Genomic DNA, 13647 nt, shown 5'->3' with positions numbered 1-13647 from the left:
TTAACCCGGCGCCTATTCTAAATCAGCATGCTAAATCAAGCTTCGGCTTTGGCGTTTGCTTCTTGAATCTTCACCTTCCAAATGGCAGGTCCAGTTTCATGGGCATTGGCCCCAGTGCTGTCTACTGCAACAGTAACCGGCATGTCTTTCACTTCGAATTCATAGATGGCTTCCATCCCTAAATCCTCGAATGCCACCACACGTGACTTCTTAATCGCTTTAGACACCAAGTAAGCGGCACCGCCCACGGCCATCAAATAGACCGCTTTGTGCTTGGCAATACTGCTAACCGTAGCTGGGCCACGTTCGGCTTTACCAATCATGCCAATAAGGCCAGTTTGTTCAAGCATCAAATCAGTGAATTTGTCCATACGGGTAGCCGTTGTTGGGCCTGCAGGTCCCACAACTTCGTCACCTACTGCATCAACTGGGCCCACGTAATAAATGAAGCGGTCGGTCAAATCCACACCATCTGGCAAGCCTTCTCCATTATCGAGCATGGTTTGAATACGTTTGTGAGCGGCATCGCGTCCGGTTAACATCTTGCCAGAAAGCAATACCGTTTCGCCTACTTTCCATTCTTGAATATCTTCTTTTTTGACGTCATCTAAATTAACGCGGCGGGTGTCTTTACTCACTTCCCACGTCACTTCAGGCCAATCGTTTAAATCAGGCGGTGTAAATTCTGCTGCACCAGTACCATCAAGATGGAAATGCGCATGGCGGGTTGCTGCACAGTTAGGGATCATCGTCACTGGCAATGAAGCGGCATGGGTTGGCAATGATTTAATTTTAATATCAACCACGGTGGTTAAACCGCCCAAACCTTGTGCACCTATCCCTAAATCATTCACTTTTTTGAAGATTTCAAGACGCAATTTTTCTTCGGTCGTTTGTGCGCCTCTGTCCATTAGCTCCTGGATATCAACCGGATCCATCAAGCTTTCTTTGGCAAGAACGGCTGATTTTTCAGCGGTACCACCTATGCCTATACCCAGCATGCCCGGTGGACACCACCCTGCCCCCATAGTCGGTAAGGTTTTCACCACCCAATCTGCAATGCTGTCATTGGGGTTTAACATCACCATTTTAGATTTATTTTCTGAACCGCCACCTTTGGCCGCGATCATCACTTCAATACCTTCGCCTGGTACGGTATCGATATGCACAACCGCTGGCGTATTGTCTTTGGTATTTTTACGCGCACCCGCTGGATCTGAAACAATAGAAGCACGCAACGGATTTTCTTTATTGTTATAAGCGCGACGCGTTCCCTCATCAACCATTTGCTGCACCGTCAGGTCAGTTTTATCCCACTGCACACCCATACCTATTTTAACGAAACAGGTCACTATGCCCGTATCTTGACATAACGGACGCTTACCTTCGGCTGACATACGTGAATTAATCAGTATTTGTGCCATAGCGTCTTTTGCGGCCTGACTTTCTTCCTTGTTGTAGGCTTTTTCAACGGCCTTGATATAATCTAACGGATGATAATAGGAAATAAACTGCAAAGAATCTTCAATGCTATCGATAAAGTCCTGTTGACGGATAACAGCCATAGTTGCCTCTTGTTTGATGTGTCACAAAGTTTCGACAAAGTCATGTCAAAGAGCTCGACAATTGTCGTTCGTAGGTCGCGCATATGATAACCTGTGATGATAGATTGCTCCATGATAAATCGCCTTATAGAACTCGCAATGACTGTTTTTGGCCAATATCATCACACTTAATACGCTCGACTAGATGGAAATCCAGCTTTGCCAACCCTGAACATCACTGAATTAAACGCACCTAAAAATCACAGTATGAACCGTTTATTCCAGCACTTCGCCGACCAAGAATGGGCCATATTGTTAGACTCTGCCGACAGTGTCCACGTTGATGGTCGGTATGATGTTATAGTTGCAAACCCACTCGCCACGCTCGTCACCAACGGTGAAAGCACACACATTTGCTTCACGGGCGCGCCCCAGAACAATCGTGTCAGTCAAGAAGACCCCATGATGTTAGTGCAAGCTGTGCTCGAAGAGTGCTTGGGCACGGAGTCGGCTCCACTCAGCACCTCTGCACTGCCTTTTAAAGCCGGCGCAATGGGCTACTTTGGTTATGATTTGGGACGACGATTCGAAGACTTACCCCAACAGGCAGAAAACCCATATTCTGCCCCTGATATGGCAGTAGGGATTTATCACTGGGCGGTTGTTAAAGACAACCAGACTGAGCAATTTTACCTGTGCCACTTTCCCACTGACCACAATGACAATGCGCCTGATGCAGCGCATATAAATGCCCTGTTGAACCATGTTGACGCAGCATGCCCCACTGATGATACTCAGAAATTCATCTTAAGTGGACAATGGCAATCCAATATGAACAAAAGCCAGTACGTGCATAAAATCGCGCAGGTTAACGCTTACCTAAGAAGTGGCGATTGTTATCAAGTTAACCTTGCTCAACGATTTGACGCCCCCTATTCAGGTGACGAGTATCAGGCGTATTTGCGACTACGGGACGCCAACAAAGCGCCGTTTTCAGCCTTTATTCGTATTCCTAACGCAGTGATCATTAGTATTTCCCCTGAACGTTTTTTGTCGGTCGACAACCATGGCAAAGTGCAAACGAAACCCATTAAAGGCACTCGGCCACGCTCGCCGGATCAAGCGATAGATGAGCAAAATATTCAGGCGCTTCGAGGTTCAAGTAAAGACCGAGCAGAGAACTTAATGATTGTGGATTTACTGCGCAATGACTTAAGCAAGTCTTGCCAACCGCACTCAGTGGACGTGCCTGCGCTATTTGAAATAGAGAGCTTTGCTGCAGTGCATCATTTAGTCAGCACGGTGACTGGTCAACTCGCTGATCAACAGACCGCCCTGTCTTTATTACGTGGCGCGTTTCCCGGTGGCTCTATCACTGGAGCACCTAAAATTCGCGCCATGGAAATCATTGAAGAGTTAGAGCCCCAAAGACGTAATATTTATTGTGGCAGCATTGGATACCTAGGTATTGATGGGGATATGGACACCAGCATATGCATTCGTACAATATTGCTCGAAAATTCACATATTTACTGCTGGGCAGGCGGCGGAATTGTGCTAGATTCTACCGCACTAGACGAATATCAAGAAAGTTTAGACAAAGTGTGTAAAATACTGCCCGTATTATTGCAAGGGAACGCCTAAGCACATGAATAAAAATGAATTTCTCTCTCGTTTTCATCATGCCCGTACTATCCACCCTGAATTGGACTATCCATTGCTTACTGCCGGTAAGCCTGCCGCAGTATTAATGCCCATGCTTGAAAGACAGGGCCAACTTAGCATGTTGTTCACATTACGCTCTAGGCACTTAAAGCACCACGCTGGTCAAGTAAGCTTCCCCGGCGGCAAGCAAGAACCAAGTGACAACAACCTTTTAAGTACGGCTTTAAGAGAGACCCATGAAGAAATCGGTATTCACCCGCAATGTATAGAAGTGGTGGGCAGCCTGCCGCGTTATCGTACCGTGAGCCGCTATGAAGTCATCCCTTATGTGGGTTTTGTGCGCATGCCATTAGAAATGACACTGGATACCAACGAAGTGGAATCAGTGTTTGAAGTCCCCCTGTCGTTCTTACTTGACAAAAATAATCACTTTATCCATTGGGTGAAGCGTAAAAACGCCGCCCAGCATCCCATTTATTTTATAAAATGGCACGAACAAGTCATATGGGGAGCAACCGCTGCGTTCGTTCGTGTGTTATCAAACCATGTAGCCCAAGACTTTTCAGTCGAGCAGTAAGCTTCAAGTAATATAAGTGGATCAATAAAGCTGAATTAATAGAAGTGCAGCAACAAAAGAGCAGCAATAGGTCTACTTCATATGCACGTTCGCAACTATTCAAAGGTCGCAGCTATGCACGGGTCGCAACAATATCTTTACATTGCCTAAAGGCAATATATCCCTAAGCTGAGTTGTTCATGCCCACACAAACCTGCACAATTAGTGTCTTTATAATTCAATAGGTTTTGCGTTTTTATGATCAGTGTTTTTGATATGTTCAGTGTTGGTATCGGCCCATCTAGCTCTCACACTGTGGGACCCATGCGAGCGGCAAAAGAGTTTAGCCAGCAATTAAAAACACAAAACTTGTTTGATAAAACGGACGAAGTGCGCGCTGAGCTATTCGGCAGCTTAGGACAAACGGGCAAAGGACATGGTACGGGTAAAGCAGTGATCTTAGGCTTGTTGGGCCACGCACCTGAAACCATCGATGCTACCGCTGTTGATGAGATGCTAGCGGAAGTTGAAAAAAGCAGAAGGTTAACGCTGGATCAATTACATCCAGTGCGCTTTGCTGCCAAAGACGCCATCGTCTTCCATCGACGTAAAACACTCCCCCATCACGCCAATGGCATGACCATTCACGCCTTACATAAAGGCGAAATCATTTCATCGCAATCTTATTATTCCATCGGTGGCGGTTTTATTATTCGTGCCGAGGACTTTTTAGCGCAAAAAACCGCCGCCCTCACGTTGGTAGAAAAACCCGTCCCTTTTGCTTTTTCTAGCGCAGAAGAGTTAGTGCGCTTGTGTAAGGAAAACGGTTTTTCTATTAGCTCGTTAATGTACCGAAACGAGCAAGTATTTCAGCCCAAAAGCGATATTACTGCCAAGCTTTGGCACATATGGCAGGTTATGCACGCATGTATTCAAACCGGTATTAAAACCGAAGGCATTTTACCCGGCGGATTAAAAGTGACCCGCAGAGCTCCAGGGCTACATCGCCGCCTACAAAGTGAAAAAAACGCCGACCCCATGGTCGCTATGGATTGGGTGAATTTGTTTGCTTTGGCGGTCAATGAAGAAAATGCCGCTGGCGGGCGCGTAGTGACCGCCCCTACTAACGGCGCAGCCGGTATTTTGCCTGCGGTACTGTGTTATTTTGATAAATTCGTACGCCCAGTAGATGAAGATATTGTGAGTCGTTATTTACTCACCGCTGCTGCTATCGGCATTTTATATAAGAAAAATGCCTCAATCTCTGGGGCTGAAGTGGGCTGCCAAGGCGAAGTTGGCGTTGCTTGCTCAATGGCTGCAGGGGCATTAACTGAAATTATCGGTGGCTCAGTGGATGCGGTCGAAAACGCAGCAGAAATAGGCATGGAACATAATCTTGGCTTAACTTGTGACCCTGTAGGTGGCTTAGTGCAAGTTCCTTGTATAGAGCGCAATGCGATGGGTGCGATAAAAGCGATTAATGCATCACGCCTTGCTCTGCGTGGTAGCGGCCAGCATAAAGTCTCCCTCGACAAAGTCATTAAAACCATGTGGGACACGGGTAATGACATGAAATCAAAGTATAAGGAAACCGCCCGGGGCGGGTTAGCCGTTAACATCATCGAATGTTGATACGCTATTGAGTATTAAGGTATTTTGCTAGGCGAAGCCTGGCTACAGACACAAAAAAAGAGGCAATACATTGCCTCTTTTTTTCGTTTTGAGGTGAACAATACCCTGTTCATACCTCATTCGCGCAGTACTACACCTTTACTTAACGGGTAAGGTTAAGCCTTTAAACATGCGTTCCACTTCATCGTTATTTTTTTGCATCATGGCTTTTTCAACCACACTCTTAGTTAAATGCGGTGCAAAACGCTCAATGAAGTCATACATGTAACTGCGTAAAAACGATCCTTTACGGAATCCAATTTTTGTCGTGCTGTATTCAAACAGATGGCTGGCATCTATTTTTACCAAATCGCTGTCCAGCTTTTCATCCACCGCCATTGAAGCAATAACACCAATGCCGACACCTAAGCGCACATACGTTTTAATGACATCAGCATCGGTTGCTGTAAATACGATTTTCGGCTCTAGTCCTGCGCGACTGAAGGCTTGATCTAACTCTGAACGACCCGTGAAGCCAAATACGTAGGTCACCAATGAATATTGAGCAATGTCTTCAATAGTAATAGAGGTAGTTTGTGCCAGCGGATGGTCGCGATTCACTATGATGCTGCGGTTCCAGTGGTAGCAAGGCAGCATCACCAAATCGTTGTACAAGTGCAAAGCTTCGGTCGCAATGGCAAAATCGGCTTCACCTTTTGCGGCCAAATCACTGATTTGCGAAGGCGTTCCCTGGTGCATATGTAGCGATACCCGAGGGTATTTGTTCATAAACCCTTTAATAACATCAGGCAAAGCGTAGCGTGCTTGTGTATGCGTGGTCGCAATATTCAGCTTACCTTGATCTGGTAAAGTGTGCTCTCTGGAAACCGCTTTGATACTTTCAACTTTGGCCAATATTTCTCGTGAAATGTTAATTACGTCTTGGCCGGCATCAGTTACATGGGTTAAATGCTTTCCGCTACGGCCAAAAATTTGCACCCCTAGCTCGTCCTCTAACATACGTACTTGCTTGCTGATCCCAGGTTGAGAGGTATACAAGCTTTCGGCCGTTGCCGACACATTTAAATTATTGTTGAGCACCTCAACGATGTAACGAAGCTGTTGTAGTTTCATGGCAATGCCTTGATAGTTATATTCAGAGTTCTATATATATTAATTTCTTATATACCTAGCGGGCCATTAATTCCATAAGATTTTAACAAAAATGAAAATTTTTTTGCTTAAGGCCTGTCACTAACGCATTGTAAATTAAAGGATACTCTATTTTTATGCTAGTGTATTCTAGTCATTTATCAGCTCACGGTGAAGTATGAACAACGACAACGGACAAATTGATTTTGCCACAGTATTGGCCTCAGCGGTGCACGACATGAAAAATTCTTTGTCTTTGCTGATCCAATCCATTGAAAACCTTGGGCTGACACTTAAAGACCAAGATAACGAGGTTGGTGAGCACTTTGCTTCTGCCCATTACGAAGCTTCTCGTTTAAATACTGGGTTAGTGCAATTATTGTCGTTATACCGAGCAGGCATGGATAATATGCCGCTGAATATTGACGAGCACTACGTTGAAGATGTTGTCGATGAAATCCTTGCTACTAATGAAAGTTATATAAATCACAAAAAAATCAACCTAAACGTTGAGCAAGAGCCCGACTTAGTGGGATACTTCGACGCTGATTTAATTTGTTTGTTGCTCAATGACATGCTGATCAATTCTATGCGTTACAGTAACCAGCATATATTGCTCAAAGTGTTCAGCGACGATAACCACCTTATATTTGAAGTACAGGACGATGGCCCAGGTTACCCTCAAAGCATGTTAGAAGCCAACACAGTGACCATGCAAAATTATGACATAAGCCAAGGCCGCACAGGGCTTGGCTTATTTTTTGCTAGATTAATTGCAGAGGCGCATAAAGCGCACGACTGTAGCGGCTCAATTTCGCTCGCCAATGGCGGCAAATTGGGCGGTAGCGTATTTACCTTAAAAATTCCCGTTTAGCATAATTGTTGTATGCATAACCTGGTTAGTGGCGAAAAATAGAGTAATAAATGATTTTCCCTATAATAATTGTTCTCATCGTATCTCTCATTGTCATGGCAATTATTGTCAATGCCGTGCAGCAGCACCGAAACAAAGTGGAGGCTGAGAAACGCGTAGAGGTAGCAAAACAAAAAAATGTCATTGATGAAACAGAAGAGATTTTACTCGCCACTGAGCACATCACCGTTAGTCAGCAACTGAAGTTTATTTTTCAGCAACGTATCGTCAATGCCCTTAAAATTATCGCTCAAGTAAACCCTGGCGTAATGGACATTAGCAGTCGTATTGAAAGTGCCAGTAATAAGCTTAAAGAGCTGTCAGCAAATCAAGAGCCTGTTTCGACGGATAGCTTCAACCTGCCCAATAGCGATAAACAAGTGGTCGCTTACATCAAATGCGTTAAAAAAATGCGCGGGTTGCTGCGCTCTGAGTACACCAAGGGCCGCGTAGACAGCAGTGCCTTTATGGTAGAAGACAAATATTTGGAACGCTTACAGCTAAGAGCGAACGTAGAAACGCTGATGCGCCGCGGCGAATCATCTATGCAAGCACAACAACTCGGCTCTGCTCGTCAGTGTATTGAGAAGGCGATTACGGCGTTAGACAGCCAATCTCAGCCAGACGATTACATTATTCAGCGTAAGCAAGAGCTCGAACGACAACTTAAGCAGATTCAAGACAGTTTGCGCAGTGCAAACACTGAAGATGTGCGTAAACGAAAAGAGTCTGAACGCAACGAGCTTGACGAGCTATTTTCCGAAAAGAAAAAGTGGTAATTTTTTTATACTGCCCCGCTAACCCTATTGATACCTAAGCGACGTTCACTCTGCTAATGATTGCTTTATCACCCAGTCCCACAAGGCTTGCGCCGAAACGGACATATTGCCCTGCACCTTTTTAATCATCCCCACTCGCTTACTCAATCTGTCTCCTTCGATCGGTAAGCACCTCAATCCAAGTCGCTGCATTTGCTGCTGACATAGCCCAGGCACAATAGACACCCCCAAACCATGCTCTACAAATTGCCCCAGTGTCGCTAATTGCGATGCCTCAGCCACCATATTTACCTTGAGCTCTAGCGCTTCGTAATGGTTGTCGACCCATCTGCGAATGGCCGACCCTCTATTCATGGCAATAAAGGGAGACTGCGCTAACGCATTCCACGTGACGCTGCTTTGCTGACTCAACGGGTGTAACTTTGGCAGCACGGCAATAAACTCGTCGGTGAACATGGGATGAAACAGTAGGCCGTCTAATTGTTCGGTTTCAAAGGTAAAACCCAGCGCTACTCGTTCCTCAGAAACGGCATTGATGACTTGCTCCATTACAATATCCGCCACGGCGACCTTGACGTTAGGAAACTGAGATTGAAACGCTCCTAGAATCGCCGGTAAATGCCCTACAGCAAACGAGGGCATCGCGGCGATAGACAACTTTCCTCTTCCCATTGAAAACACTTGCTGCAAGTCGCCAAATGCATCTTGCCAGTCATTCATCAAGCGTATTGCTACAGGTAAGAAGTCCTGGCCTTCAGGGCTGAGTTGCACCTTACGTGTGGTGCGTGAAAACAGCCCCCCACCCACTTGCTCTTCCATTTTTTTGATGGCACTGGACAGCGCAGGCTGCGAAAGAAACATCTTTTGCGCAGCTTCAGCAAACGTTGCCGATTGCGCCACTTGTATAAACGCTTGTAGTTGGCGATACGAAACATTCATGAGGGAGTTACTCGAAGCTTATTAATAAATTTTATTTATTAATAAGCATATTAATTCAACTTTACTATTAAAAGATAGTCTTTATATTGATGTTAAATAAACGTAAACAAGGAATTAACATGGCAGGTTTTGATAAAGTTGTAGCCAGCTACGCAGAAGCGATGGCAGGTTTAGAGGACAATATGACCGTCATTGCTGGCGGGTTTGGCTTATGCGGGATCCCTGAAGGCCTAATTGGTCAAATGAAAAAAATGGGTACCAAAGGTCTTACCATAGTGTCGAATAACTGTGGCGTTGATGGCTTTGGCCTAGGCCTTTTGTTAGAAGACAAACAAGTCAAAAAGATGATTTCGTCTTACGTGGGAGAAAACGCCTTATTTGAACGCCAGTTGCTAGACGGCGAGCTTGAAGTCGAGCTCACTCCCCAAGGCACGCTGGCAGAGAAAATGCGCGCTGGCGGTGCCGGCATTCCTGCTTTTTATACGGCAACCGGATACGGTACGCCTGTAGGTGAAGGTAAAGAAGTCAAAGAATTCAACGGCCGTCCTTACATCATGGAAGAGTCTATCGTCGGTGACTTCGCCATTGTTAAAGCCTGGAAAGCAGATCGTTATGGCAACTGCATTTATCGCCACACCGCACAAAATTTCAACCCTATGGCAGCCACCGCGGGCAAAATTACCGTATTAGAAGTGGAAGAATTAGTTGAGCCTGGCGAACTTGAGCCTAGCCAAATTCAAACTCCAGGCATATATATTGATCGCGTTATTGTCGGGAAATTTGAGAAACGCATTGAGCGCAAAGTTTTAGCAAAAACCAATAACGAACTAGGGCAATAGGAGAGCATCATGGCACTATCAAGAGACCAAATCGCCATGCGTGTGGCACAAGAATTTCACGACGGTGATTACATTAATTTAGGGATCGGTATTCCTACCCTTGCCGCTAACTTCGTACCAGATGGTATGCAAGTTATGTTGCAATCAGAAAACGGCTTGCTTGGCATGGGGCCTTACCCCACAGAAGAAGACGTTGATGCGGACATGATCAATGCAGGTAAAGAAACGGTTACCGCTGGCGTAGGCGCATCGATTTTTAGTTCAGCTGAAAGCTTTGCTATGATCCGCGGCGGCCACGTTGATGTCACCGTATTGGGCGCATTTGAAGTTGACGTAAGCGGTAGCATTGCCTCATGGATGATCCCAGGTAAGCTGATTAAGGGCATGGGCGGTGCTATGGACTTAGTGGCCGGTGCAAAGAATATTATTGTGACCATGACCCATGCAGATAAACATGGTAATTCGAAACTCCTTGAAGCATGCACCTTGCCCTTAACTGGCGTGAACTGCATAAACCGTATCATCACCGATTTAGCGGTGATTGAAGTGAAAGACGGTGCATTTCATTTACTAGAGCGCGCACCGGGCGTTAGCGTTGAAGAAATTAAAAGTAAAACCGCTGGTCAGTTGATTGCCGGTGATAACGTGCCGGAAATGCGCGTGTAAGAACGCGTAAAGTGCGTAAAATAGAAAATAAAGCTCCATAAAATGTGCGGCAATTGTATAATGCGCCCAATCCCTTTTTAGAGTATTTATTTTTTGCAATTTAGCGATCTACCATTAGACCACCGCTTAGGTAAGGCCTTAGAGATAAAAGGCTTTACCGAAGCAACTGAAATTCAAGCGCAAGCCATTCCTTATGCCCTTATGGGTAAAGATTTGATTGCTTCGTCAAAAACAGGTTCAGGTAAGACCTTGGCTTTCCTGTTACCGGCTGTGCAAAGAGTGTTGACCAAACAACCTCTTAGCCGTAAAGATCCTCGTGTACTTATTCTTGCACCGACGCGGGAACTGGCGAAACAGGTCTTTTTTCAGCTTAAATGGTTGATTGCTAAACATCAGTTAAAAGCGGCGCTCATTCTTGGCGGTGAGAACTTTAACGATCAGGTGAAAGCTCTACGCCATTACCCGCAATTTGTAGTGGGTACTGCCGGCCGTATTGCCGATCATTTAGCGGGTAAGTCTCTGTATTTGAATGGGCTTGAAATGCTCATAATGGATGAAGCCGATCGTATGCTTGATTTAGGCTTTTCTGAGCAATTAAAACAAATCAATGCGGCTGCGGATCACCGTAAACGTCAGTCAATGATGTTCTCCGCCACATTAGACAACGCTGCGCTACATTATCTCACGCAATCGATGCTCAAAGCGCCTCACCGTATTAGCATTGGTATTTCTAGCGCTGAGCATAAAGATATACAGCAACGTTTTTTCCTAGCCGACAATGTGACCCATAAAGAACGCTTACTAACGCATATGATCAACGAAAAAGATCATCGTCAAGTGATTGTATTTACTGCAACCCGCGCCGACACCGAACGCTTGTCGAATCTATTAAAAGAACAAGGTTTGTATAGCATCGCCTTGAGTGGGGATTTAAGCCAAGGCCAGCGCAATAACATCATGAGTGAATTTGGTCGCGGCCAACAACACATATTGGTGACTACAGACATTGCCTCTCGTGGGTTAGATTTGCTTAATGTTTCTTTAGTTGTGAACTTCGATTTACCCAAACTCGCAGATGAATATGTGCATCGAGTGGGCCGTACTGGGCGCGCTGGTAATAAAGGTGAAGCGGTATCATTTGTTGGGCCAAAAGATTGGGCGAGTTATCTTTCTATCAAAAGCTTCTTACAACAAGAGGTCAGCTTTAGTGAAATTGAAGGGCTAGAGGCGAAATTTAAAGGATTACGCCCGCCTAAGAAAGCCAAAACGCCTGTTAAAAAAGCGTCAAGTAAGGCTGCGCATAATAGTACAGCGGGCTCTGGGGCGAATAATCAAGGGCCTGACCGGGTTAAACCCATGCAAGGCACGGAAGTTGGCGACCGTCCAATGAAGCGCAAACCGCGGCAAGTTATTCAAGACGACGATAACGAAGAATAAAGCCGTGATAACGCGGCTCTGGTCGATAGCTCACCGTCCAGAACCGCATTTTTGAGTTGATTATATTTCCGTTTGTACTCTGACAGCTATTATCGCTTTAGTCCCTCTATTTCCACGCTTCAAAGAAGTCTGCCACATCGCGATTTGGTTTAGATGAGGCATCCGTCATCGGTGTTCCTAAGTATAAAAAGCCGACAATTTCATCTTTTTCAGCACACCCAAGCGCCTGTTTAACATTTTCATCTTGCGCATAACTGCCTGTACGCCAGATTCCATTGAACCCCTGCGCGACTGCAGCCATTTGCATGGCGTGCACAGCACACGAGGCAGAAGCAACCTGCTCAACCCAAGGCACTTTGGGATGTTCCACATATTTTGCAATCGCTACGATCACCATAGGCGCACGCTTAGGTAATTGAGGTGCTCGCTCTATCTCTTTCTCAGTCATATCAGCATCAATTGCTGCTTGTTCAAAAATATCACCCAGCTTTGCTAGGCCCGATTTTTCACACACAATAAACCGCCATGGCGCTAAACACGCATGATCAGGGGCGCGAAGTGCGGCTTGCATAATATTGGTTAATGCTTCACCTGCCGGTGCAGGGGCTTGTAATCTAGGATGAGAGCTACGATTAAGCAGCAGGTTTAAGGCGTCCATAAAATAAAAATACCTCAAGGGAAATAGAATGTAGGCAGTCAGTATGGCGATTATCACAACTCGGAGCAATAAAAAAAGGCGCCCAATGCGCCTTGATTTTTATAGTAATTGTGCCCTATTGAGGCATAAATTTTTTACGTAGAAAGTAATCCACACTGGTGAATTTACCACCACCTGTGAAGAACAATGACAACAACATAAAGAAATATGTCATGGCAAACTCAATGCCGTTGTTCAAGATCACAAACTTACCACTTGATGTCAGCCAGTTGTAATTCCCATGCTCTTGCAACAAGCTTTTAGCTGCGGCTAACTTATCAGGTGCGCTCATCACATTTTCATTCAGCATGATCGTACCATCTGATAACCAACTAGAGGCATCAGCTATCGCTGGCCAGCCGTTTGGCCAATGCACAGAAAATGCAGCAACAAGCATAGTAAACATTAAGGGAATAGACGCCCAGCGGGTGGCAAGTCCCACTAAAATGAAGATACCGCCGAGCAGTTCAGCTCCTATCGCTAATGAGGCCAACAACGCAGGGGCGGGTAATCCTAGACCGTAATCTGGACTGGCGAACCAATCAACGGTATTGTCAAAACTACCCAGTTTTGTCCAACCAGCTTGGATCATGATTGGCGCTAAATACAAACGAAGTAGCAAGGGTGCTATGCCCTCAAAGACGGAGGTTTTTTCTAGTGTGCGCTGTGCACCTGTGACTAAATTCAAGACGCTCATAAAGGTTCCAATAAATAATTTGCTACCCATTAGATAGCAGATATTCAAAAAAACTTTCAATCAATGCCAACAATAATTAGTCTTACTTAAGTCGTATCCTTCAAACTGCAGCGTTAATAGCCATGCAGCTCCCACCTTTTATGAGTAAGATA

13 protein-coding genes are annotated in these 13647 nt (G+C 45.4%); 8 read left to right on the top strand and 5 right to left on the bottom strand.

What is annotated here, in order from left to right; genetic code table 11:
- Positions 1–35: 35 nt before the first annotated feature.
- Positions 36–1565, bottom strand: coding sequence for a fumarate hydratase (locus tag PATL_RS08325; RefSeq protein ID WP_006994101.1), 1530 nt, complete (start codon positions 1563–1565; stop codon positions 36–38).
- A 198-nt stretch (positions 1566–1763) separates the two neighbouring features.
- Here PATL_RS08325 and pabB point away from each other — a divergent pair, with 198 nt between their 5' ends.
- From pabB to PATL_RS08310, 3 genes are all read left to right on the top strand, one after another.
- Positions 1764–3188: an aminodeoxychorismate synthase component I gene (pabB, locus tag PATL_RS08320; protein WP_041713559.1), complete on the top strand. Its 1425-nt coding sequence runs from the start codon at positions 1764–1766 to the stop codon at positions 3186–3188.
- A gap of 4 nt (positions 3189–3192) precedes the next feature.
- Positions 3193–3786 (top strand): CoA pyrophosphatase, encoded by a 594-nt coding sequence (locus PATL_RS08315; protein ID WP_011574456.1) that lies wholly within the window; start codon positions 3193–3195, stop codon positions 3784–3786.
- Between the two features lie 237 nt (positions 3787–4023).
- Positions 4024–5397: an L-serine ammonia-lyase gene (locus tag PATL_RS08310; protein ID WP_011574455.1), complete on the top strand. Its 1374-nt coding sequence runs from the start codon at positions 4024–4026 to the stop codon at positions 5395–5397.
- 138 nt (positions 5398–5535) lie between these two features.
- Here the strand turns inward: PATL_RS08310 and cysB are convergent, their stop codons facing one another.
- Positions 5536–6510: an HTH-type transcriptional regulator CysB gene (gene cysB / locus PATL_RS08305; RefSeq protein WP_006994097.1), complete on the bottom strand. Its 975-nt coding sequence runs from the start codon at positions 6508–6510 to the stop codon at positions 5536–5538.
- A 196-nt stretch (positions 6511–6706) separates the two neighbouring features.
- Between cysB and PATL_RS08300 the strand changes: the two genes are divergently transcribed.
- On the top strand, positions 6707–7402 hold the full coding sequence (locus PATL_RS08300) for a sensor histidine kinase (protein WP_011574454.1): 696 nt from the start codon (positions 6707–6709) through the stop codon (positions 7400–7402).
- A gap of 95 nt (positions 7403–7497) precedes the next feature.
- The gene (locus PATL_RS08295) at positions 7498–8220 is read left to right on the top strand and encodes a hypothetical protein (protein ID WP_041714342.1); all 723 of its coding nucleotides are present in this window, start codon (positions 7498–7500) and stop codon (positions 8218–8220) included.
- A gap of 45 nt (positions 8221–8265) precedes the next feature.
- On the opposite strand, the gene PATL_RS08290 is transcribed toward PATL_RS08295, so the two are convergent.
- Complete coding sequence (locus tag PATL_RS08290; protein WP_011574452.1) at positions 8266–9159, bottom strand: LysR family transcriptional regulator; 894 nt, start codon at positions 9157–9159, stop codon at positions 8266–8268.
- Between the two features lie 119 nt (positions 9160–9278).
- On the opposite strand from PATL_RS08290, the gene PATL_RS08285 reads away from it, so the two are divergent.
- From PATL_RS08285 to PATL_RS08275, 3 genes are all read left to right on the top strand, one after another.
- On the top strand, positions 9279–9998 hold the full coding sequence (locus PATL_RS08285) for a CoA transferase subunit A (protein WP_011574451.1): 720 nt from the start codon (positions 9279–9281) through the stop codon (positions 9996–9998).
- A 9-nt stretch (positions 9999–10007) separates the two neighbouring features.
- Positions 10008–10664, top strand: a complete 657-nt coding sequence (locus tag PATL_RS08280) for a 3-oxoacid CoA-transferase subunit B (protein WP_011574450.1) — start codon at positions 10008–10010, stop codon at positions 10662–10664.
- Between the two features lie 93 nt (positions 10665–10757).
- Complete coding sequence (locus PATL_RS08275; RefSeq protein ID WP_011574449.1) at positions 10758–12101, top strand: DEAD/DEAH box helicase; 1344 nt, start codon at positions 10758–10760, stop codon at positions 12099–12101.
- Between the two features lie 106 nt (positions 12102–12207).
- On the opposite strand, the gene PATL_RS08270 is transcribed toward PATL_RS08275, so the two are convergent.
- Positions 12208–12759: an NAD(P)H nitroreductase gene (locus tag PATL_RS08270; protein ID WP_011574448.1), complete on the bottom strand. Its 552-nt coding sequence runs from the start codon at positions 12757–12759 to the stop codon at positions 12208–12210.
- Positions 12760–12874: 115 nt separating this feature from the next.
- Complete coding sequence (locus PATL_RS08265) at positions 12875–13495, bottom strand: HvfX family Cu-binding RiPP maturation protein (RefSeq protein ID WP_041713557.1); 621 nt, start codon at positions 13493–13495, stop codon at positions 12875–12877.
- Positions 13496–13647 lie beyond the last annotated feature (152 nt).

Origin of the sequence: Paraglaciecola sp. T6c (assembly GCF_000014225.1) — a bacterium.
GTDB lineage: Bacteria > Pseudomonadota > Gammaproteobacteria > Enterobacterales > Alteromonadaceae > Paraglaciecola > Paraglaciecola atlantica_A.
Note: the sequence above shows the minus strand (reverse complement) of the source record. Positions and strands in the feature narration are given on the sequence as shown.